The sequence below is a fragment of the Bradyrhizobium jicamae genome (assembly GCF_018130695.1).
GTDB lineage: Bacteria > Pseudomonadota > Alphaproteobacteria > Rhizobiales > Xanthobacteraceae > Bradyrhizobium > Bradyrhizobium jicamae_B.
The window spans coordinates 1-23,033 of the sequence record NZ_JAFCJX010000056.1 but is presented as its reverse complement, the minus strand read 5'-3'; the positions used below and the strand labels follow the sequence as shown (position 1 = coordinate 23,033).

The window sequence follows — 23,033 nt, the reverse complement described above, 5'->3', positions numbered from 1 at the left end:
TGGTGACATGGGCCTGGTTGACCGCCTCGCTCGCCATCCGCGCCGATTCCTGCACCTGGCGGCTGATCTCGGTGACCGAGGACGACAGCTCTTCGGTGGCCGACGCCACCGATTGCACATTGGCCGAAGCCTCCTCGGACGCCGCAGCCACCACGGTCGCGCGTTCCTGCGCCCGCTCGGCAGTGGAGCTCAGCGTCGTTGCCGACGCCTCGAGCTCGGTCGAGGCGGAGGACACCGTCTCGATGATCTCGCCGACCGCGCTCTCGAACGTATCCGCAAGCTGGATCATGTCGGCCTTGCGCTGCGCAGCGGCATGCCGCTCGGCCTCTTTCTGCTCAGCTTCCATGCGGCGGACGCGCAGTCCGTTGTCCTTGAACACCTGCAGCGCCTTCGCCATGTCGCCGATCTCGTCGCGCCGCTCGGCGTAGGCGATCTCGGTGTCGAGATTGCCGTCGGCGATGACACCCATCGTTCCGTTCATGCGCTGCAAGGGCCTCGCGATCCGGAAGATGACGAATAAAGCCGCGACGATCCCGATCAGAAGTGCAACGCCGGCCAGCACGAAGGTCGCAAGACGCGCCGTGCCGTAGGTCTGCCGTGCATCCGTGATGGCCTGATCAGAGCCCTTGTTGTTCAGCTCGATATCGGAATCCAGAACGACCAAGGCGGCATCGAATGCCTTGACGCAGTCGTTGTTGAATATCTGCATGGCAGTTGATGCATTGCCGGCCACATGCGCATCGATTGCCCGCTTCTGCAATGCGAGATAGCCGTTCCACTTGTCCTTGAAGGCCTCCCAGATCCTGGTTTCCTCCGGCGACGCAATCAGCGGCTCATAGATCTTGAATTCCTGCCCGAGCTTCTTTTCAAACTCGGCCACTTGCGTCTCGAGCGTGCGACGCTGCTCGGCATCCGACGTCAGGATGATGCGGCCCGCAATCAGGCGAACGCGCGTCGTTGCATATTTGATCTCGCCGAGGATCTTGATCGACGGCAACCAGTTGGTCGCGAGGTCCTCGGCGTTGGCATTGATCGCCTGCGTCCTTGAAATCGCCATCCAGGCCTGTGCGGCGAGCAAGGTGACGAGCGTCGCGACGACGCCGATGAGAGCAGTTCTGAGCGTGACACGCATGATCCAATATCCAAAATAGAATTTCTGTTCAGAAACATTAGGATCCTATATGCTTTAGATTTCCTTATGGGCCGGTCCGTCCAAATACGGGGCTGGCTGCGGCCAATCGCGCCACATGCGGCGAGATGTGATCTCGGATCAGTCGAAGGTCGGAGCCAAGTCCCGCGCTCTGCTCATCGACGTGCACAAGCATGATGCGCACGCAAGCGGCCAAGCAAGAACGCGCCCGTCACTTCGGACGGACGCATCGTTCGCCAAGAAAGAGAAACAGAATCAGGCGGCCCGCACAGTGCCGAGGAATTTCGACACTTCGAGCTTGAGGCGGTTGCTGTCGGTCGAGAGCAACTGCGCCGCGCTCAGCACCTGTGCGGATGCCGTGCCGGTCTCGGTCGCACCGCGTTGCACGTCGGTGATGTTGGCCGAGACCTGCTCGGTGCCTTGCGCGGCCTGCTGCACATTGCGCGAGATCTCCTGCGTCGCCGCGCCCTGCTCTTCGACCGCAGCCGCGATCGTCGAAGCGATTTCGGCAAGCTTCCCGATCGTGCCGCTGATCTGCTCGATCGCCTTGACGGAATCCTGCGTCGCCCCCTGGATGCCGGTGATCTGCTGACCGATCTCGCCGGTTGCCTTCGCGGTCTGCTCGGCCAGCGCCTTCACCTCGGAGGCGACCACCGCAAAACCACGCCCGGCCTCGCCGGCGCGCGCGGCCTCGATCGTAGCGTTCAATGCGAGAAGATTGGTCTGCCCGGCAATCGTGTTGATGAGCTCGACGACATCGCCGATCCGCGTCGCCGCCTTCGACAGCTCGCTGACGCGGTCATTGGTGACATGGGCCTGGTTGACCGCCTCGCTCGCCATCCGCGCCGATTCCTGCACCTGGCGGCTGATCTCGGTGACCGAGGACGACAGCTCTTCGGTCGCGGATGCCACCGACTGCACATTGGCGGTGGCCTCTTCGGATGCCGCCGCCACCATGGTGGCACGTTCCTGCCCGCGCTCGGCAGTTGCCGTTAGCGTCGTCGCCGAAGCCTCGAGCTCGGTCGAGGCCGAGGACACCGTCTCGATGATCTCGCCGACCGCGCTCTCGAAGGCATCGGCCAGCCTGGCCATCTCGGCCTTGCGCTGTGCCGCGGCAGTCGCGTCCTGCCTGATCTTGGCCTCGGCCTCCTCGCGCGCCTTCTGCTCGGACACCAGCTTGAACTTCTCCACTGCGGAGGCCACGCCGCCGACCTCATCCTTGCGCCCGAGGCCGGGGAGAACCACGCCGAAATTGCCGCCCGCCAGCTCCTCCATCGCAACCGTCAGGGCCCGGATCGGGCGCGCGATCGTGAACAACGAGAAGATCCAGCTGCCGACCAGCAGCAGCGCCACGCCGATGCCGACCAGGAGCGAGGTGCGTTCGACCGACGCCTCCTCCGCCATGGCCGACTGCCGTGCATCCTCGCTGCGATGATTGGCGAACTCGGCGACCTTCTCCGCCGTGCTCTCGATTTCGGCATTGACGGGCTGAGTGATGTCCTTGCGAATTCGCGCGACCTCTTCGGCAAATTTGGCAAGCTGGGTCATCGTTTCGGGGGCGCTCGCGCCCGCAGCGCGCTTCGCTTCCAGGGCGACGGCCTGCTTGCGCACCGCCTCGAGTTGATCCTTGCCCTTTTGAAAATCTTCGATCAGGGCCAGTATCCGCGCGATGCGCTGGCCGTTCTCGGGCGATTTTGACAATCGCGCCATCTCCTGAGCATGCTTGAGCGCTGCCGACTTGCGTCGCGCGAACGCCTCATCGGCTTTCTGCAGGTCGGCTTCCGAGCCGGCCAGCAACATGTCGCGGACCGCAAGCTGCATGGCGCGCAACTCCGCCAGGGTGGCGGCGGCATCGCGGGAAATGGCCTGCTGCCCTGCGGCATACGCGTTGGCCTTGCGGACATCCGTCCCGCCGTGAACCTGCAGGTAGATCATCGCGCCGACCAGCAACACCGCCAGCATGGATGTGAGGGCGAGCTTGGTCCCGATGCGCATGTTCTGAATCAATCGGGTCATGGCACTCTCCGGCAATACTGGGTGCATTTGCGACGCGATTCCAACCGCCCGTGCAACGGACGACGGTTCAGGATAGTGAATGCCGCTCGACGCTTGGTTAACGCGGCGTCCGTAGGACTACTGTTAGTGAGAATTTCGCAAAATACACGTTATACGCTCAAAGCAATCTCATGGCACGTTGCGGTGGAGGCCCGCGCGAAAACATGCGCATTGGCGGTCGCCACCGCACTCTCCGTCAGGCCGCCCGCACCGAGTCGAGGAACCGCGCGACTTCGATCTTGAGGCGGTTGCTTTCGCTCGAGAGCGATTGCGCGGATGCATGGACCTGGGCGGAGGCCGATCCGGTTTCGCCGGCGCCACGCTCCACGTCGGTGATGTTGCCGCTGACTTCGGCCGTCCCGCGCGCCGCCTGCTGGATGTTGCGCGAGATCTCCTGGGTCGCGGCGCCCTGCTCTTCGACCGCGGCGGCGATGGTCGAGGAAATTTCCGACATGCGCGCGATGGTGCTGCCGATTTCCTTGATCGCAATCACCGAGTCCTGCGTGGCCGCCTGAATCCCGGAGATCTGCTGGCTGATCTCGCCGGTCGCCTTTGCGGTCTGCTCGGCGAGTGCCTTGACCTCGGCCGCGACCACCGCGAAGCCGCGCCCGGCTTCGCCGGCGCGCGCCGCTTCGATCGTGGCGTTCAGCGCCAGCAGGTTGGTCTGACCGGCAATGGTGTTGATCAGCTCGACGACATCGCCGATGCGCGCGGCCGCCTTCGACAGTTCGCCGACGCGCTCGTTGGTCTTCTGCGCCTGGCTGACCGCCTCCCCTGCCACGCGCGAGGATTCCTGCACTTGACGGCTGATCTCGTTGATCGAGGACGTCATCTCCTCGCTCGCCGACGACACCGATTGCACGTTGGTGGAAGCCTCCTCCGATGCGGACGCGACCGCGGTGGCGAGATCCTGCGAGCGTGCAGCGGATCGGGTCAGCGTGTTGGCCGAAGCCTCGAGCCCCGCGGCAGCGGACGAAACGGTCTCGACGATGCTGCCGACCGCGCCCTCAAAAGCATTGGCGAGCTCGCGCATGTCGGACTTGCGCTGCTCCGCCTGGCGCCGCTCCACCGCCTGCTGCTCGCCGCGCAGCCGCTCGGCCTCGACCATGTTGTTCTTGAACACTTCGACGGCGCCGGCCATCTCGCCGATCTCGTCCTTGCGGCCGAGGCCGGGGATCGCGATGCGGACATCGCCGCCGGCAAGCTTCGTCATCGCGCCGATCATCGCAGCCAGCGAGGCCGAGATCGAGCGGCCGATCAGGAACGAAACGCCAAGGACGAACAGCACGGACAGGGCGAAGGCGACCAGCATCCACATCCCGGTCTGCTCGCGTGTCGCCGCCTCGGCCGCGTCGGCCTGCTTGTGCAGCCGCTCGACGCCCTCGCCGACCTGGACCATCAGCGGCTCGAACGCCCGGAACGTCTTCATCATGCTGGCGTCGTAGGCGGCGCTCTGCTGGGTCGTCTCGGCCCAGGCCATGAAGCCCTTTTGATAGGTATCGAGCTTCGCCGTGATGTCGTCGAACAGCTCGGTCGGGATCGCCACGAACGACAGCGCATCGGTGAATTCGCCGAGCGACTTCTTGAACTCGGCCATATATTTTGCGTCGCGCCGCAGCATGAAGTCCTTCTCATTCCGCCGCATCATCAGCATCCAGCTGAGCATGCGGGGATCGTCGACCTTCTTGACCTTGGTCTCGACGTCATGGACCGCCGCACGCAGCGAGCCGTTCAGGCCGAGGTTTTCGTTCAGGCCGAGCTTGGTCTCGGCAGCGACGACGCCGTTGAAATCGGCGGCATAGCTCTTGAAGCCGTCACGCGCCCGCGCGACCTTGTCCGAGAGATCGGCCATGCCGGCGGCGCGCATCTGCGCCTGTAGGCGGTCGAAGTCGCGGTCGATGGTCACGACCAGCTCGGCGTGCGTCCTGGCGTAGGATTCATTATGGCGCTGCTGGAAATTCTTCTCATTGCGCCGCGCCTCGAGCATTTCGATCATGATCTGCTTGTTGAGGTCGGAGATCCCTCGCACATTGTTGGCCAGCGCGCGCGAGGCGTCCTGCGACGAGGAGCCGACCTGATAGATCGCACCGAAGGCGAGCAGGCCGGCAAGGCCGACCGCACCGATAGCCATGACCTTGTGGGTCAGCCGGATGGAAAAGCCGCGCATGAAATAAATCCCGATTACGGCCGGCCTCGAAAAGAGGCCTGGGCAAATGCATGCCTACAAATTTACCGCAATCGCTTTTATGCTTCGTTAACTGTGCAGCCTGACGGGCATAGTGCCGTAGAACTACCGGGAGGCGCGCGAAGCAAAGCTGACGACTGAAGCGGTTGGACAACCGAATGCTGGCGAGTCCGGGAATTTCGCCGTCAGCCGAGCGCATCCGCGACGAGGCGAATCCTGAACACCGGCTTCTTGCCCTCGTCGAGCATCTCCATCTGCCATTCGCTGTTCGGCTTGAGATTGCGCGAGATGCTGCCGAGCAGGTTGCCGCACACTTTGGTCATCTCGGCCCACGCGGCATCGCGGCTGTCGAATTCAGTGCCCTGATCCGATGCGCCGGCATAGTCGCCGTGGCTGATGCGAAAGAAATACAGCGCCATAATAGGTTTCTACTCAAACGTGGGCCACGTCCGACCCGGCGTCGAACGTTGGATGTTGAGTAGCTACCAACGCATGAAGGCCGCCATCCGTATCACTACGGCTTGGCGGCGGATATAATGCTGCTCTGCGAAGCGCGAGTGCTGAAGCTAATCGGTGGAGCGGCGCAATTCGGGCGCGCTCTCGGTCTTTGCAGGCTCCGCCTTGACCGGCTCGAGCCTGGTGCTCTCGACGCGCGGCGTTTCCACGCGCGCGGTGACGTCACTGTGCGACGCATCCGCCGAGCGCGTCTGATCGGTCGCGTTCAGCGAACGCGGCCGTGCGACAGAGCGTGCCATCAGCATCTGCTGCGCACCCTGGTGACGAAACTCGCAATAGGCGAAGCCCATGCCCGAAACCGAGCCGCGGAACGAACGATCGTCGTGCTTGTCAAGATTGAAGCAGGGCTCGAACGGGATCCCCTTCAGCGAGGCGCACACGGCCTGGCCGCGCACCTGCAGCGTGTTGCCGGGCAGACGGACGTGGCGGATCGGACCGGAGCCGGAGAACTGGATCGAGCCTGCGGCACCCATGTCATCGAGGATGCGACCGGCGCCACGAGTGCCATCGAAACAGGTAAAGGCGAATACCTTGCCGGCGACGAATTTGCGCGCCTCTTCGGCGTTCATCATGCCTGCGAATGCCGGCACGACCATCGCCCCGGCCGTGACGGCCCCCAACACCAAACGCGCAAGCATGCAGCTACTCCAACTTACCGAGCGCGGGCACCCGCCTGAGTTTGCACGCGACCGGACAACGGTAACCCCCCGTCCCGGGTCGCGCGGCCTCTTTACCCGCTGCTTACCATACCAACCGTGGCAACATTGGAGCAGCTTGGTTGGTAAAGTCTGAACGCCGTTAGACTATTTTTACCACGATTCGACCGCGGACCTCGCCGGCGAGGATTTTCGGGCCAAAGGACACGACTTCGTCCAGCGAAATTTCCTTAGTGATATCAGCGAGTTTTGCCTTGTCCAGGTCACTGGCAAGACGTTGCCAGGCGACCCGGCGCCGCTCGATCGGGCACATCACGGAATCGATGCCGAGAAGGCACACCCCGCGCAAAATGAAGGGCGCGACCGAGGACGGCAGGTCCATGCCGGCCGCCAGGCCACAGGCGGCGACTGCGCCACCGTATTTGGTCATGGAGAGCAGATTGGCGAGCGTGGTCGAGCCGACGCTGTCGACCCCGCCGGCCCAGCGCTCCTTCGCCAGCGGCTTGGGCGTGCCTGAAAGCTCGGCCCGGTCAATCACCTCGGCGGCGCCGAGGCCCTTCAGATAGTCGGCCTCGGCCGCGCGTCCGGTCGAGGCAATGACGTGATAGCCGAGCTTGGAGAGAATGGCTGTCGCAACCGAGCCGACGCCACCGGCTGCGCCGGTGACTGCGATCGGGCCGCTCTTCGGCGTCAGGCCATGCTTCTCCAGCGCCAGCACCGAGAGCATCGCGGTGTAGCCGGCGGTGCCGATCGCCATCGCATCGCGCGCCGAGATGCCATCCGGCAGTTTCACCAGCCAGTCGCCCTTGACGCGGGCCTTCTCGGCATAGGCGCCGAGATGGGTTTCGCCCATGCCCCAGCCGTTGCAGACGACCTTGTCGCCGGCCTTCCAGTCGGGATGTGCGGATTGTTCGACGGTGCCAGCAAAGTCGATGCCGGCGATCATCGGGAAGCGACGCACCACCGGCGCCTTGCCGGTGAGCGCGAGGCCGTCCTTGTAGTTCAGCGTCGACCACTCGACGCACACCGTGACGTCACCATCCATCAGCTCGGCGTCGTCGAACTGCGTGAGCGCGGTGGTGGTACCCTTGTCCGCCTTGTCGATCCGGATCGCCTTGAACGTTGCCACGATGAGCACTCCCCAAACATTGGTTTGAGGGAGTGTTTACCGCATCAGGCGGGCTGCGCAACCGGGCGAGCGACCGGCGCTTCGACGATCGGCAAATTGATCAGCGCCGACAGCACGCCGAACAGCACCGACAGCCACCAGATCGGCGTGTAGGAACCGAACTGCTCGAACACGATGCCGCCGAGCCAGACGCCGAGGAAGCCGCCAACCTGATGGCTGACGAAGGCGAAACCGTAGAGCGTGGCAAACCAGCGCGTGCCGAACATCAGCGCCACCAGCGCCGAGGTCGGCGGCACGGTGGAGAGCCAGGTCAGGCCCGAGATCGCGCCGAAGGCAACCGCCGAAAAGGTCGTGATCGGGAACGAGATGAAGGCGACGATCGAGATCGCGCGGGTGAAATAGATCAGTGACAGGATGTAGCGCTTCGGAAAGATGTTCTGCACATAGCCGACGCTGAGCGAGCCGATGATGTTGAACAGCCCGATCGCCGCGATCACCCAGCCGCCGGTCGAGGCCGGAATGCCGCGATCGACCAGGTAGGCCGGCAGATGTACGGTGATGAAGGCGAGCTGGAAGCCGCAGGTGAAAAAACCGAGCACCAGCAGCACGTAGGAGCGATGGCCGAAGGCTTCCACGAGCGCAGTCTTGAACGACTGCTGGTCGGCGGCCGGGACATTCGTGGTCTCGGCGCGCGGCGTCGACAGCGCGAGCGACAGCGGCAGGATCAACAACATCAACGCCGCGAACACGACGAGCGCCGACTGCCAGCCGAAATTGTCGATCATGGCGACGCCGAACGGCGCAAAGAGAAACTGGCCGAACGAGCCGGCAGCGGTGCCCGCGCCGAGCGCAAGCCCGCGCTTCTCGGGCGGCAGCAGCTTGCTGAAGGCCGACAGCACGAGATTGAAGGAGGATCCCGAGAGACCGAAGCCGATCAAGACGCCCGCGCCGATATCGAGCGACAGCGGCGTCGACGCGTAGCGCATCAACAGCAGGCCCGCGGCATAGAGCAGCGCACCGACCACCATCACGCGGAGGATGCCGAAGCGATCGGCGATCGCGCCCGCGAATGGCTGGCCGAGACCCCAGAGCAGGTTCTGCAGCGCCAGCGCCAGGCCGAACACGTCACGGCCCCAGGCGAATTCCCGGCTCATCGGCTGCACGAAGAAGCCGAGGCTCGAGCGCGGCCCGAAGCTCAGCAGCGCGATCGCGCAACCGCAGACGATAATGACGAGCGGCGTGCGCCAGCTGCCGGAGGACGGTCGGAGCTCGTCTGCAGTGATCGCCATGGACATTCCCCCCGCAAAGGCCGTTCGAACAGGTTACGGGGAGTTAATGCAGTTGCATGGAAACCCCAAGGGGGCGGCGCGGAAAAACTGTCACCGCAGGGCAGCCCTGCAAAATCGGCGAGAGCAATGCGGCTGCGGGCGAGAGCAATTGGGCTACCCCGCGGCTTGCCGCTGCCCGACTATCGCCTGGCGCTGCCCTGTTCGGCCGAGCTCTGCGCCGCCGAGGCGAGCTGCGCGGAAATCGCGGCGGTTTCCGCCGGGGTGCCCCAGCTCGGCGCATCGCTGCCGTCGCCCCAGGCGCGCGGACGATAGAAGGTGTGGACGCCGAACTTGTACATCTTCTTCATTTCGCTGACCCAGGACGGCCGCACCCAGTACGCATGGTAGTGGGTCGAGCGGTCGACCTCCGGCAGCCACAGCTGGCCGTCGAGCATCGCCTTGGCGATCTTCTGCGCCCGCTCCCACATGTCGGGCTCGCGGATCACATCCTTGTTGTTGTCACAGGCGAAGGTGAACTGGCAGGCCAGATGGCGGTGCTTGTTCTGGTAGACCACGCCGCACACCGTGTCCGGATATTTGCCGGAGAAGGCGCGATTCAGCACCACCTGGGCGACCGCGATCTGGCCGCGCACGGCTTCGCCGCGGGCTTCGAAATAGACGGCTTCGGCGAGGCACTTCTCGGACTTGGCGCGCGACTTGTCGTCGAACAGGCCGAGCCGTTCGGCCGGCGTCTTGGCGCGCTGGTTGTCGGCGTTGACCTCGCCCTTCGGCGCGATGCTCTCGCCCATCTCGCCGGCCTTGACCGGGCTGTCGGCGTCGACCGGCAGCGAGGCCATGATCTTCATGTCGGGATCGGGCACGGTGGCCGGCATCACGATGGTCGGCTCCTCGCCGGGCTGCCAGCGCTCGATGCTTTCGGGCGTCCCCATCGACGAGCCGAAGAACAGGCTCGAGGTCTTGAACGAGAAGGCATCGCGCGGCTGCGCGGGCGCGGCCGATGTCACCGACTTCGGAGCGGGCGCGCTCTTGAGATCGTCGAGCGGGTCGGCCTCGAGCGACAGCGAGACATCATATTGCGGCAGCGACGTCGAATATTGCGGCAGCGGCGGCGCGCGCAGCGCCTCCTGCAGTTCCGGATCGAGCGGCGCGCGCTCGGCGGGCAGGCTGTCGACGGTCTTCATGCCCTTGACGGACGAGTTCGATGTCGCCGGATCCTCGCTCGCCGGCGCGGCTTCAGCGGGGGCCGCAGGCGGCACGGCGTCGGGCCTCGCCACGACGAGACGGTCGCCCTTCAGCGTGCGATCGACCTTGGGAAAATCGGCGGCCTGGTAGCGCGGCGGCGGCGCTGCAATCGGATTGCGCGTCACGGTGCCGGTGATGTCGATGCCCTGATTGTCGAGGCTCGCGAGACGATAGGTGGCAACTTGCGGAATGGAGGTGCCGATCGGGCGCCCGAGACTATAGGTCGCGACCTGGATGGACCCCGCGGCGGAGAACACGCGCTTCTGCCAACGCTCGGCGACGCCCGGCTGGCGGGCGAGCAGGGAAGCGATATCCTGATATCCGATCTCGGTCGGCATCAACGCGAAGATGCTGAGACCGAGGCCGAAGAGCGCAAACCGTGCGCCCTTCGGCTGGTTACGCAACACAAACATCGTACGCTCACGCAACGCTTACTGAGTGCAATCGAACGCAGTACTTCCGTGCAATTCGACCTTTATTGTTGGTATCGAATTTAGGTTGCCGCGGAGTTAATCAGCGTTGCAAGCGCGCTACACTCAAGCGATCACAGGCATTTCGTATGTCGCATCGCGCGCATTGGTAAATTTGCGGCGGAGGGAATTGGTAAATATCGCGTCAACGCGAATGGTGAACAAAGCTTTACGCGCGTCGGTTCCTCGCCGCAGCTTTGTGGAAGCGCGTCGACCAAATCAAAATGGCCGGGATCGCTCCCAGCCATTTGCATCTCTCGAACTTCTCGCGCGCCTCACGCCTGGCTTGCGATCTCCTTGCCGAGCGCGGCTTGCGCAGCGGCGAGACGCGCGATCGGCACGCGGTAGGGCGAGCACGACACATAGTCGAGACCGATCTGATGGCAGAACGCGACGGAGGCGGGATCGCCGCCGTGCTCGCCGCAGATGCCGACCTTGAGATCAGGCCGCGTCTTGCGGCCGCGTTCGACGCCGATCTTGACCAGTTCGCCGACGCCGTCGCGATCGACCGAGATGAACGGATCGATCTCGAGGATACCCTTCGCCACGTAAGTGCCGAGGAAGCTCGCGGCGTCGTCGCGGCTGATGCCGTAGGTGGTCTGCGTCAGGTCGTTGGTGCCGAAGGAGAAGAACTCCGCGGTCTGCGCCACGTCACCAGCCATCAGGCAGGCGCGCGGCAGCTCGATCATGGTGCCGACCACATAGTTCAGCTTGGCGCCGGTCTCCTTCATGACGGCCTTCGCGGTGCCATCGATGCGCGCCTTGACCAGATCGAACTCGGCCTTGGTCGCGATCAGCGGCACCATCACCTCGACGTTGACCGCCTTGCCGGTGCGCTTGCCGGCTTCGACCGCAGCCTCGAAGATCGCGCGGGCCTGCATCTCGGCGATCTCCGGATAGGCGATCGCGAGACGGCAGCCGCGGAAGCCGAGCATCGGATTGAACTCGGACAATTCGCGGGCGCGATCGGCGAGCTTGCGCGGATCGGTGTTCATGGCACGCGCCACTTCCTCGACCTCGGCCTGGGTGTGCGGCAGGAATTCATGGAGAGGAGGATCCAAAAGCCGGATGGTGACCGGCAGCCCCTGCATGATCTCGAACAGCTCGACGAAGTCGGCGCGCTGCATCGGCAGCAATTTCGACAGCGCCTGACGGCGCGACTGCTCGTCCTCGGAGAGGATCATCTCGCGCACGGTGCGGATGCGGGTCTCCTCGAAGAACATGTGCTCGGTGCGGCACAGGCCGATGCCCTCGGCACCGAACTTCACCGCGGTGCGCGCATCGTCCGGCGTATCGCCGTTGACGCGGACGCCGAGCTTGCGGACTTCATCCGCCCAGCCCATCAGCGTGCCGAACTCGCCCGACAGCTCGGGTTCGATCATTGGCATGCGTCCGGCCAGCACCTGACCGACCGAGCCATCGATGGTGATGACGTCGCCGGTCTTGAAGGTGCGCGAGCCGATGCTCATGGTGCCGCGGCCGTAGTCGACGCGGATGGTGCCGCAGCCGGAGACGCAGGGCTTGCCCATGCCGCGCGCGACCACCGCGGCGTGCGAGGTCATGCCGCCGCGGGTGGTCAGGATGCCTTCGGCGGCGTGCATGCCGTGGATGTCTTCCGGTGAGGTCTCGATGCGGACCAGAATGACCTTGCGGCCATCGGCCTGCAGCTTGGCGGCCTCGTCCGACGAGAACACGATCTCGCCCGACGCCGCACCTGGCGACGCCGGCAGGCCGGTCGCGATCACGTCGCGCTTGGCGCCGGGATCGATGGTCGGATGCAGCAGCTGATCGAGCGAGGCCGGATCGATCCGCGTCACCGCGTCCTTCCGGGAGATCAATCCCTCGTTGGCGAGCTCGACCGCGATGCGCAGCGCGGCCTTGGCCGTGCGCTTGCCGCCACGGGTCTGCAGCATCCACAGCTTGCCCTGCTCGACCGTGAACTCCATGTCCTGCATGTCACGGTAGTGCTTCTCGAGCTGGGTGTAGATCCGCGTCAGCTCCTTGAACGCGTCGGGCATCGCGGCTTCCATCGAGGGCTTGTCGGAGCCGCTTTCCTTGCGCGCCTCTTCGGTGATGTCCTGCGGCGTGCGGATGCCGGCGACGACGTCCTCGCCCTGCGCGTTGATCAGGAACTCGCCATAGAGCTTGCTCTCGCCGGTCGAGGGGTTGCGCGTGAACGCAACGCCGGTCGCCGAGGTCTCGCCCATGTTGCCGAACACCATCGCCTGCACGTTGACGGCGGTGCCCCAGGATTCCGGAATGTCGTGCAGCTTGCGATAGGTGATCGCGCGCGCGTTCATCCAGGACGAAAACACCGCGCCCACCGCGCCCCACAGCTGGTCGTGCGGATCCTGCGGGAACTCGCGGCCGATCTCCTTGGCCACCGCTTCCTTGTACTTGCCGACCAGCTCGACCCAGTCGTCGCCGGTCAGGTCGGTGTCGAGCGAATAGCCCTGGCCGTCCTTGAAGGTGTCGAGGATGTCCTCGAAGTGATGATGCTCGAAGCCGAGCACCACGTCCGAATACATCGTGATGAAGCGGCGATAGCTGTCATAGGCGAAGCGCCGGTCGCCGGAGAGCGCGGCAAGCGCTTCGACAGTCTGGTCGTTGAGGCCGAGGTTGAGCACGGTATCCATCATGCCCGGCATCGAGGCGCGCGCGCCGGAGCGCACGGAGACCAGCAGCGGGTTCTTGGCGTCGCCGAACGTCTTGCCGGTGATCTTGCCGACATAGTCCAGCGCCTTGTCGACCTGCGCCTTCAGTTCCTTCGGATAGGTTTTGTCGTGGTCATAGAAGTAGGTGCAGACCGAGGTCGGGATGGTGAAGCCGGGAGGCACCGGCAGACCAAGATTGGCCATCTCGGCGAGGTTGGCGCCCTTGCCGCCGAGCAGGTTGCGGAAGGTCGCATCGCCCTCGGCCTTGCCATCGCCGAAGGTGTAGACCCACTTGCCGGCCTTCGCGACGGGCGCAGGCTTCACTGCTGGCGGCGCCTTGCTGACGGGCTTGCGCGCGACAGGCTTATTCACAGCCGGCTTCGTCGCGGCCTTGGGCGCTGCTTTCGCGGCCGGCTTCGCAGCGGCCTTCGAAGCCACCTTGGGCGCGCTCTTGGTCAGCGCCTTGCGGGCCGGCGGGGCCTTCCGGGCGGATGCGGAAGACTTTGATTTCGCAGCAACTTTCTTTGACTTCGCGACGGCTTTGGCCATGTCAGACAACAATCCGGATAGGAGGGGTCGAAGATGCGCGCCTTACACCATTTTGAGGGGTTCCGCGCAAGCCGCGAAACCCCTCACTGGGGGGCTACTAGGGTATGGGGGCTAGATTCCTCTTTTGCGAACCGGTGCCCACTTCGCTTGAAAACGCTCTAGAAGTGCAACCACTTGAGGACGCCCATGCCGACCAGTCCGACGAAGATCAGATAGATCGCGACGATGTAGTTGAGCAGCCGCGGCATGATCAGGATCAGGACGCCTGCGATCAGAGCGACGATGGCAGGCAGATGCGCTGCGGTGATGTGCATTGAAATGTCCCCGGCTGTGTTCGGAAGGTCGAATCGAGAGCGGCAGTTTATCCGCTGAGCAAGTTCCGACATCAAGACGCGCAGCGCAGCAATGAGTTCCCGCCCTCACGAATCTGCCCGAAAATGCCCCGTATATGACGGCGGATTCTCCGGAACATCGGCGCGTGCGATGCATTGGCTCGACTGGTGCGCTGGCGTAGGCCGGCGCCTTCCAGCGTGAGAATGGAGCGAGCCATGCACAACAGAATTCTTGCAGTTGCCGCGGTGGCTGCGGCGATCACGATCCCGTCCCTGGCACAGGCGCAGACCGTCGGCATCGTCCGCGGCAACTCGGTGGCGGTCCAGGAGGACCAGGGCATCGTGGTCGAGCAGCGTCCGGCGTTCCGTGAATATGTCGTGCAGGAACGCGTGCCCACCTATACCGTTCAGGAGCGCGTCGTGGTCGGCACCGTGCTGCCCGAGACCGGCATCACCACCTATGACGTGCCGCAGCGTTTCGGCGCCACGCCCTATCGCTACACCGTTGTGAACGGCGCGACCGTGCTGGTCGAGCCGCGCAGCCGTCGCATCGTGCAGGTGGTCGATTAGTTCGCATGATCCGGAAAAGTGGCTTGCCGGTTTTCCGACCAAGATCATGCGCATAACGATAGCCTGAACGACGAGTCCGGGCGCCGCGCAAGCGGATGTGCGCGATGATCGACCGGACCTGAAAGCCCCGCCTGGCTTCCCCTCCAGGCGGGGCTTTTCTGTTTTGGTTTGTAGTTTTGTAGGGTGGGCAAAGGCGCCCTTGCGCCGTGCCCACCATCACGAGCACGCCGTAGATGGCGGGCACGTCGCTGCGCTCCTTTGCCCACCCTACAATTTCGTTGCTCAACCACGCTTCCTCACCACGAGGCGATGAATCACTTTGCCGGAGGATGCGCTCACGACCTCTTCGTCGAGCAGCGATGTCGTCTCGGTGAGTTCAGCCCGCACCAGCGCCGCATCGAACGCGGCGTAGAGCCGGCCATGCACATCGCGCGCATCATCGCCGCGCGTGACGCGCCAGCTCAGATAGAACACGCCGCCTGGCTTCACGATCTCCAGCATGCGCCGCACCGACGGCGCAATCAGCGCGCGGTCGAGATGCATGATCACGGTTTCGCAGAGCACATTGTCGAAACTGTCCGCGGCGATGCCGGAGAGATCTGGCAGATCGGCACGCGTGAAGCGCAGCTGAGGATAGCGCGTGCGGGCTTCCGTCAACAGACCGTCGGAGGCATCGAAGCCCTCGGCTGCAAATCCGTTTGCGGCGAGCCAGGCAACCTCGCGGCCGCTGCCGCAGCCGATGTCGGCGGTTGCGCCGCCAGTGATGAAGAAATGGGAGACAATGTCCTGCAGATCGCTAGGGGCGGGTTGCTCGTGCCAGTCTTGCGCGAACGCCCCCGCTTGCTTGTCGTAAGCGGCGAGCGTCGCGTGATCCACGGATCAGCCCTCGATCCTGGAGAAATCCGCCACCGCGCGCGTGGCGCTGCGGATTTCGTTGAGCAGCTTCAGGCGATTCTCGCGCACCTTCGGGTCGTCGTCGTTGACCTTGACCTTGTCGAAGAACGCATCGACGGCAGGACGCAGTTTCGCCATCGCGCTCATCGCGGCGGCAAAATCTTCTTTGGCAACTGCAGCAGATGCTTCGCTCTTCACCTGATCGATCGCCTTCGCCAGCGCCTTCTCCTCGTCGAGTCGGTAGAGCGCGACATCGGGCGCACCGTCGAAGGTCCGCTTGTCCTTCTTCTCCTCGATCGAGAGGATGTTGCTGGCGCGCTTGGTGCCGGCGAGCAGGTTCTTGCCGTCGTCGGTGTCGAGGAATTTGCCAAGCGCCTCGACACGGCGGACGACGAGCAGCAGGTCATCCTGACCGCCCAGCGAGAACACGGCGTCGACGAGATCGTGACGCGCGCCCTGATCGCGCAGCTGGACCTTCAGGCGGTCGGCGAAGAAGGCGAGCAGGTCGCCCGGCAGCTTGTCAGCATCCGCTTTCACCGACTGTCCGGACAAGGCCGATCTGGCGGCCTTGAGAATCGGCAGACGCAGGGAGTTCTCGATGATCAGCCTGATCGCACCGAGCGCGGCGCGACGCAGCGCGTAGGGGTCTTTCGATCCCGTCGGCTTCTCGTCGATCGCCCAGAAGCCGGCCAGTGTGTCGAACTTGTCGGCGAGCGCAACTGCGACGCTCACCGGATCAGTCGGCACGCGATCGGCCTGCCCCTGCGGCTTCCAGTGCTCTTCGCTCGCGGCGGCAACCGATGCATCCTCACCCTGCGCTTGTGCGTAGTATTTGCCCATCAAGCCCTGCAGCTCGGGGAATTCGCCGACGACTTCGGTGAGCAAATCCGCCTTGGCGAGTTGCGAAGCTCGCTTGGCCTTGGCGACGTCGGCGCCGACCAACGGCGCGATCTCGGCGGCGAGCGTCTCGATCCGCTTGATCCGCTCGGCCTGCGTGCCAAGCTTCTCGTGAAACACGATCTGCTCGAACTTCGGCAGCCTTGCCTCAAGTTTCGTCTTCAGGTCGGTCTCATAGAAAAACTTCGCATCGGAGAGCCGCGCACGGATGACGCGCTCGTTGCCGCCGATGATCACCTTGCCGCCGTCGGTCGCCTCGATGTTGGCGGTGAGGATGAACTTGTTGGCGAGCTTGCCCGTCTTGGGGTCGCGGACCACAAAACACTTCTGGTTGTTGCGGATGGTGGCGCGGATCACTTCGTCGGGGATCGAGAGGAATTCCTTGTCGAACGAGCCCATCAGTGCGACCGGCCACTCGACGAGGCCCGAGACCTCGTCGAGCAGCACCTGGTCCTCGACCAGCTCATACCCTTGCGCGAACGCCAGCTCCTTGGCGTCGGCGAGGATGATGTCTTTGCGCGCCTGCGGATCGAGCACGACCTTGGCGGCTTTCAGCTTGGCCTCGTAATCGTCGAAGCGGCGCACCGAGATCGCGGCGGGCGCCATGAAGCGGTGGCCATGCGTGGTCTGGCCGGCCTCGATACCGTCGACGGAGAATTTCACGATCTCGGGCTCTTCGGTCTCGGGACCGAAGGTCGCAACGATCGAATGCAGCGGGCGCACCCAGGTCAGCGCGCCCGACTTGGCGGAGCGCGCGCCCCAACGCATCGATTTCGGCCAGGGGAAGATGCGGATAATCACGGGGAGGATTTCCGCGAGCACGTCGATCGCGGCGCGGCCGGGCTTCTCGATCAGCGCGATGTAGAAATCGCCCTTCGGATCCTTCTGGATCTTCGCTTCATCGAGCGACTTGAGACCGGTCGCCTTCAGAAAGCCCTGCACCGCCGCATCCGGTGCGCCCATCTTCGGGCCGCGGCGTTCGGTCTTCAGGTCAGGCTGGCGCGCGGGAATGCCGTGCACGGTCAGCGCGAGACGGCGCGGCGTCGCAAAGGCTTTCGCGCCTTCATAGACCAGGCCTTCGGCGACCAGTTTGTCGGTCACCATGCGGCGCAAATCATCGGCCGCCTTCGCCTGCATGCGCGCGGGAATTTCTTCGGAGAACAGCTCGAGGAGGAGATCGGGCATCAGACCGCCCTGCCCGCTTCTGTGTGGACCCAGGCGTCGCCGCAGGCTTTTGCCAATTCGCGCACGCGCATGATGTAGCTCTGCCGCTCCGTCACCGAGATGACGCCGCGCGCATCGAGCAGATTGAACACGTGGCTCGCCTTGATGCACTGGTCGTAGGCCGGCAAGGCCATCAGATGTTCCTTCTGGTTGCCACCCTCGCGCCAGCCGGCAGCGAGATATTTCCTGCAGGCCTCTTCGGCCATCTTGAATTGCTCGAACAGCATCGTCGTGTCGGCGTACTCGAAATTGTGCCGCGAATATTCCTGCTCGGCCTGCAGGAACACGTCGCCATAGGTGACCTTGTCGTCCCCCTCGCGGCCGTTGAAGTTCAGGTCATAGACGCGGTCGACACCCTGCACATACATCGCGAGACGCTCGAGCCCGTAGGTGAGCTCGCCCGCGACGGGCGCGCATTCGACGCCGGCGACCTGCTGGAAGTAGGTGAACTGGCTCACCTCCATGCCGTCGCACCAGCACTCCCAGCCGAGTCCCCAGGCGCCGAGCGTCGGGCTCTCCCAATCGTCCTCGACGAAGCGGATGTCATGGACGGATGAATCGACGCCGATCGCGGCGAGCGACTTCAGATAGAGGTCCTGAAGGTTCGGCGGCGACGGCTTCATGATCACCTGGAACTGGTAGTAGTGCTGCATCCGGTTGGGATTTTCGCCGTAACGGCCATCCTTCGGCCGGCGCGACGGCTGCACATAGGCCGCGTTCCAGCGCTTCGGCCCCAGCGCGCGCAAGGTGGTGGCGGGATGGAAGGTGCCGGCGCCCATCTCCATGTCGTAGGGCTGCAGGATCACGCAGCCCTGCTCGGCCCAAAAGCGCTGGAGAGCCAGGATAAAGCCCTGGAACGAACGTTCCGGGCGCATATGGTCAGGCAGGGCGTCCATCGTCAGAATCGGTCTCGCGAGGGGGGTTTTGAGCGCGCGGGACCGTATCGGCGGAGGCTTGAGGAATCAAGGCGATGGGGGCTTGTTCACCTCGCCCCGCCTGCGGGGAGAGGTCGAAATCCGCGCAACGCGCGGATTTCGGGTGAGGGGGACTCTCCGCGAACTCACGTCCATCGAATTTGCGGACGCGGCCCCTCACCCCAACCCTCTCCCCGCAAGAGCGGGGCGAGGGGGATTCTAGCCCTAGACCGGGCGATAGGCTCCGGTGACGGGGTCGCGGCGCAGGGTCTTGATCTCGCCCGGGGCCTCGGCCATGCGGGCCAGTCGCGCCTCTTCCAGCTCCTGGTTGATCCGGACGGCAGTCTTGTACGCCCAGCGGACCACGGCCAGGCTGCCCAATACGCCTGCGAATGCGACAAACGGCGGCATCGGTCGTTCCTTGTCGTTCACTTCTGTCAGGCCCCCAATGACAGGCATTTTCGCGCAAGGCCGGCTGCGCCGCAATCGGACATTTGGAACTAAATGCCGCGCTCACATCCACGTTAGAAGCCGAATTTGGCCCAAATTGCCCGCGTTTCCAGCGCCGAGATCAGGTCGTCAGGCAGGCCGCTGATCCCATCCAGCGCCGCAAGCGAGCCCGCTCCCGGCGACCGCCGGCCGAGCAGACCCGACAGCAGCCCACCCGACGGCGCGATGACCGGCGTCAGCACCTTCTCGCCATAGCGGGCGCGCAAGGTCGAGCGAAGATCGCCGATCCCGTCGGCAAGGCCGAGCTTCACCGACGTCTCGCCCGCCCAGTACTCGCCGGTGAACAGCTCGTCGTCCGGACCCTTGAGCCGGCCGCTGCGGCTCTGCTTGACCAGTGCGATGAAGATCGCGTGGATCTCGCGCTGGATCGATTTCAGCCGCGCGACATCATCGGGATTTTCGGGCAAGAACGGATCGAGCATCGCTTTGTGGCTGCCGGCCGTATAGAGCCGCCGCTCGACACCGATCTTCTTGATCGCCTCCTGGAATCCAAAACTGCCGCCGACCACGCCGATCGAGCCGAGGATCGAGGACGGGTCGCAATAGATCTCATCGCCGGCGCAGGCAATCATGTAACCGCCGGAGGCCGCGACGTCCTCGACGAACACCAGCACCGGCAAGCTCTTCTCCGCCGCGAGTTGGCGGATGCGTAAGTAGATCTGGCGCGACTGCACCGGCGATCCACCGGGCGAATTGATCACCAGCGCCACCGCCTTGGCGTTCTTGGTGGCGAAGGCGCGCTCCAGAGTCTTGGCCACGCCCGACAGCGTCATGCCCGGCCGCAGCGGCGTCACCGCGCCGATCACGCCCGATAGCCGCACCACCGGCACCACCGCCGCGCCGCGGCGCAGCCGTGCCGGCAGCAGACTTTGCAACCTGTCCATAAGTCCCGGCAGTCCCGTGCGATCACTTTTCTGTTCACTCATGCCGTTACCTCGGATTAACCATTCTTTATCACGCTGATGTCATTGGATGCGCGGAACGCGTTTTGCTTTCTGCAATTAGAAGGCTGCTGTTGGGGCTGCAATGGCGCAGTGGGGAGTCTCGGACATGAAAATCTATCTGCTGATCCTGCTGATCGGTACCCTCCTGGCCGTCGTCAACTTCACGGCAACGCCTGAAAGACAGTCGGAAACCGCTCCGCAATAACGCGAAACACGCGATCTGGTTGGGCAGCCGCGCTGCCCTCAGCCGCTCCTCATGGCACGGCCAGCGGCAATCTCCCCTTCCCCGCCAACATCTCCTGCACCTCTTTTTTAGGCAGACCTGACTCATCATTGAGCAGCAGGCCTGCATGCATGCGCGTCGGCGCGCGGCCGCCCTTGGTGGCACGCACCAGGATTCGGATCGCAGGTGCGGTCACATCGGCGTGAACCGGCAGGATCTCGACACTGCCAAAGCCGCGATCGAGGGCCTGCAACACCTCAGCGATTCCATCGGCACGCCAGATCAAAACCAGTTTGCCGTTCGACTTGAGAATGCGACGCGCGGCATGAACCCAGCCTTGCAGCGTGGTGGCGGTCGCGACATGGGCGATCTCCCGGACCTTGTCCGGCGAGGCGCGATGGCGGCCAGCATCGTTGAACGGCGGGTTCGTCAACACGACGTCGACGCTGTCGGGCGCGAGGCCATTGGCCGCAAACGTCTCGGCCGTGGCCTCGACATCGAGCACCTTCACATCGGCGGCGATCGCATTGGCGTTCGCGTTGGCGCGCGCGAGTTCCGCCAGCGCCGGATCAATCTCGACCAGCACGAGGTCGACACCCGGCATGCGTCGGGCCAACGCAAGACCGGCGGCGCCGACGCCGGCCCCGAAATCAACCACACGATCGCCTGAGCGCGCCGGCGTCGCCGCCGCCAGCAGCATCGCGTCGTGACCGGCGCGATGGCCGGACTTCGGTTGCCGCAACACCAGCTGCCCGCCGAGGAAGGCGTCTTCGGTCACGACGGCGGCAGACTCCTTTTTTGACGCGTTTTCTTCACGCGAACCGGGATCCACTTCGCTTGAAAACGCTCTGTTATTACTCATCCGGCCGCAATTCGTGGCCGAGCCCGGCGTCGGTCAGCAGCTGGCGGGCCTGCCGGCTGTCGTCCTCATGCACCAGGATGCGGCGGGGCAAGATGCCGAGCGAACCCTCGATGATGCTCATGTTCTGGTCCAGCACCAGATGATGGATGTTGGCGCCATCGAGCAGCGCGCCGATGGCGGAGACCAGCACGATGTCGTTGGTCCGAACCAATTCCCGCAAATCGCTCTCCTTTGACGGCCCCGATGCCGGGCGGCTGTCGGCCCCATGCGACCACATGTCAACAACTTCATGGCCTTGCCGCACCCGCGCACAGTTTCTATTGTTATAACTCAGGATTGAGCGATTTCGGCAAGATTGGAGACCAGCGTGGCGGTTATTGTACCCTTCGAGAGCCCGTCTAATGCGTCGATCGACGGGCTGGTGGGGCTTGTGGCCGCCGACATGGAACGGGTCAACGCGACCATCCTGTCGCGCACCGGCTCGGAGGTCACCATGATCCCCGAGGTCGCCAACCACCTGATCTCCTCCGGGGGAAAACGGCTGCGGCCGATGCTGACCTTGGCGATGGCCCAATTGTCTGACTATTCCGGCGACGGCCATATCAAGCTCGCCGCCGCGGTCGAGTTCATGCATACCGCCACCCTGCTGCACGACGACGTCGTCGACGAGAGCGAGCTCCGCCGCGGCAAATTGTCGGCGCGGATGCTGTGGGGCAATGAGGCGAGCGTGCTGGTCGGCGACTTCCTGCTCGGCCAGGCCTTCCGGATGATGGTCGAGGTCGGCTCGCTGCGCGCACTCGACATCCTCTCGGCGGCCGCCGCCACCATCGCCGAGGGTGAGGTGATGCAGTTGGCCGCGGCCAAGAACACCGCGACCACCGAGGACGAATATCTCGCCGTCATCCGCGGCAAGACCGCCGAGCTGTTCGCGGCGGCCTGCGAGGTCGGACCTGTCATCGCCAACCGCCCGAAGGCCGAGCAGACCGCCTGCCGCTCGGTCGGCATGAACCTCGGCATCGCCTTCCAGCTGGTCGACGACGTGCTCGACTATGGCGGCAAGTCCGCCAAGCTCGGCAAGAATGTCGGCGACGATTTCCGCGAGGGCAAGATCACGCTGCCGGTGGTGCTGGCGTTCCGCCGCGGCAATGACTCTGAGCGGAAATTCTGGGTGCGCGCGCTCGAGCGCGGCGAGATCGGATCCAACGACCTCGACCACGCCATCGGCCTGATGACCAAGCACCGCGCGCTGGAAGACACGATCAGCCGCGCCCAGCACTACGGCGCCATGGCCGTCGACGCGCTGGCGCTGTTCCCGTCGTCGCCGATGAAGACGGCGCTGGAGGAAGTGGTGGCGTTTTGTTTGGCACGGTCGCATTAGCTTCGGTGTCATCACCCGCGCATGCGGGTGATCCAGTATTCCAGAGGCCGTTGTTGTTGAGCCGATAAGCCGCGGCTGGGTCGCCCGGTCCCGTCTACGCCAAGGCTTCGACGAGGCTTGCGCTCGCAGGCGCGCCGTAGCTTCAGCGGAGGCGGCGAGCCGGGCGATGACAATGAGATTGAGGATACAGCTTCGCATTCTCGCGACATGATTTGTCCGAGTTTTCCATCTCGTTCCGCCCTCGCTCGATAGCGAGGGCGCAGGGAAGACCGGGTGCGCGCCGCACCCGCGGTCTCGCGCGCAATGTGCACAGAAGAGTGCGCGCACGAGCATACAGGTTCGGCGGAGGCATCCGGCCTTCCCTGCGCGATGGCTTTACGGCTTATACGT

At 64.4% G+C, this 23,033-nt stretch carries 19 protein-coding genes; 2 read left to right on the top strand and 17 right to left on the bottom strand.

Annotation, left to right across the window (positions count from 1 at the left end; all coding sequences use genetic code 11):
• The 10 genes from JQ604_RS40855 to JQ604_RS40810 form a co-directional block, all read right to left on the bottom strand.
• The coding region (locus tag JQ604_RS40855; protein ID WP_212366431.1) for a HAMP domain-containing methyl-accepting chemotaxis protein at positions 1–1,132 on the bottom strand (1,132 nt) is incomplete at its 3' end.
• A gap of 273 nt (positions 1,133–1,405) precedes the next feature.
• Complete coding sequence (locus JQ604_RS40850; RefSeq protein ID WP_212366430.1) at positions 1,406–3,166, bottom strand: methyl-accepting chemotaxis protein; 1,761 nt, start codon at positions 3,164–3,166, stop codon at positions 1,406–1,408.
• A gap of 235 nt (positions 3,167–3,401) precedes the next feature.
• On the bottom strand, positions 3,402–5,372 hold the full coding sequence (locus tag JQ604_RS40845; RefSeq protein WP_212366429.1) for a methyl-accepting chemotaxis protein: 1,971 nt from the start codon (positions 5,370–5,372) through the stop codon (positions 3,402–3,404).
• Positions 5,373–5,575: 203 nt separating this feature from the next.
• Positions 5,576–5,809, bottom strand: coding sequence for a DUF6894 family protein (locus tag JQ604_RS40840; protein ID WP_212366428.1), 234 nt, complete (start codon positions 5,807–5,809; stop codon positions 5,576–5,578).
• Positions 5,810–5,956: 147 nt separating this feature from the next.
• Positions 5,957–6,544, bottom strand: a complete 588-nt coding sequence (locus JQ604_RS40835) for a hypothetical protein (protein WP_212366427.1) — start codon at positions 6,542–6,544, stop codon at positions 5,957–5,959.
• A gap of 160 nt (positions 6,545–6,704) precedes the next feature.
• Positions 6,705–7,691: an acrylyl-CoA reductase (NADPH) gene (gene acuI / locus JQ604_RS40830; RefSeq protein WP_212366426.1), complete on the bottom strand. Its 987-nt coding sequence runs from the start codon at positions 7,689–7,691 to the stop codon at positions 6,705–6,707.
• Between the two features lie 44 nt (positions 7,692–7,735).
• On the bottom strand, positions 7,736–8,980 hold the full coding sequence (locus tag JQ604_RS40825) for an MFS transporter (protein ID WP_212366425.1): 1,245 nt from the start codon (positions 8,978–8,980) through the stop codon (positions 7,736–7,738).
• A 179-nt stretch (positions 8,981–9,159) separates the two neighbouring features.
• On the bottom strand, positions 9,160–10,635 hold the full coding sequence (locus tag JQ604_RS40820; protein WP_212366424.1) for a cell wall hydrolase: 1,476 nt from the start codon (positions 10,633–10,635) through the stop codon (positions 9,160–9,162).
• Between the two features lie 332 nt (positions 10,636–10,967).
• The gene (gene ppdK / locus JQ604_RS40815; RefSeq protein WP_212366423.1) at positions 10,968–13,895 is read right to left on the bottom strand and encodes a pyruvate, phosphate dikinase; all 2,928 of its coding nucleotides are present in this window, start codon (positions 13,893–13,895) and stop codon (positions 10,968–10,970) included.
• A 158-nt stretch (positions 13,896–14,053) separates the two neighbouring features.
• Positions 14,054–14,209: a DUF3096 domain-containing protein gene (locus JQ604_RS40810; RefSeq protein WP_212366422.1), complete on the bottom strand. Its 156-nt coding sequence runs from the start codon at positions 14,207–14,209 to the stop codon at positions 14,054–14,056.
• Between the two features lie 234 nt (positions 14,210–14,443).
• On the opposite strand from JQ604_RS40810, the gene JQ604_RS40805 reads away from it, so the two are divergent.
• Entirely contained in the window at positions 14,444–14,797 is a 354-nt protein-coding gene (locus tag JQ604_RS40805) for a DUF1236 domain-containing protein (protein WP_212366421.1), read from the top strand.
• Between the two features lie 282 nt (positions 14,798–15,079).
• On the opposite strand, the gene JQ604_RS40800 is transcribed toward JQ604_RS40805, so the two are convergent.
• The 7 genes from JQ604_RS40800 to JQ604_RS40770 all read right to left on the bottom strand — a co-directional run bounded on the left by JQ604_RS40800 (position 15,080) and on the right by JQ604_RS40770 (position 21,485).
• Entirely contained in the window at positions 15,080–15,673 is a 594-nt protein-coding gene (locus JQ604_RS40800; protein ID WP_212366420.1) for a class I SAM-dependent methyltransferase, read from the bottom strand.
• A gap of 3 nt (positions 15,674–15,676) precedes the next feature.
• Positions 15,677–17,773, bottom strand: a complete 2,097-nt coding sequence (gene glyS, locus JQ604_RS40795; RefSeq protein ID WP_212366419.1) for a glycine--tRNA ligase subunit beta — start codon at positions 17,771–17,773, stop codon at positions 15,677–15,679.
• Positions 17,773–18,708 carry a glycine--tRNA ligase subunit alpha gene (locus JQ604_RS40790; protein ID WP_212366418.1) on the bottom strand — a complete coding sequence of 312 codons (936 nt, stop codon included), beginning with the start codon at positions 18,706–18,708 and terminating at the stop codon, positions 17,773–17,775. Before JQ604_RS40790 ends, glyS begins: the two co-directional genes overlap by 1 nt.
• 243 nt (positions 18,709–18,951) lie before the next feature.
• Entirely contained in the window at positions 18,952–19,137 is a 186-nt protein-coding gene (locus tag JQ604_RS40785) for a hypothetical protein (protein ID WP_212366417.1), read from the bottom strand.
• Positions 19,138–19,250: 113 nt separating this feature from the next.
• Entirely contained in the window at positions 19,251–20,162 is a 912-nt protein-coding gene (locus JQ604_RS40780) for a S49 family peptidase (protein WP_212366416.1), read from the bottom strand.
• A gap of 272 nt (positions 20,163–20,434) precedes the next feature.
• Positions 20,435–21,103, bottom strand: a complete 669-nt coding sequence (locus JQ604_RS40775) for a tRNA1(Val) (adenine(37)-N6)-methyltransferase (RefSeq protein ID WP_249159414.1) — start codon at positions 21,101–21,103, stop codon at positions 20,435–20,437.
• A gap of 154 nt (positions 21,104–21,257) precedes the next feature.
• Positions 21,258–21,485 (bottom strand): DUF2007 domain-containing protein, encoded by a 228-nt coding sequence (locus tag JQ604_RS40770; RefSeq protein ID WP_212366414.1) that lies wholly within the window; start codon positions 21,483–21,485, stop codon positions 21,258–21,260.
• A 147-nt stretch (positions 21,486–21,632) separates the two neighbouring features.
• Here JQ604_RS40770 and JQ604_RS40765 point away from each other — a divergent pair, with 147 nt between their 5' ends.
• Positions 21,633–22,643, top strand: coding sequence for a polyprenyl synthetase family protein (locus JQ604_RS40765; RefSeq protein WP_212366413.1), 1,011 nt, complete (start codon positions 21,633–21,635; stop codon positions 22,641–22,643).
• Positions 22,644–23,033 lie beyond the last annotated feature (390 nt).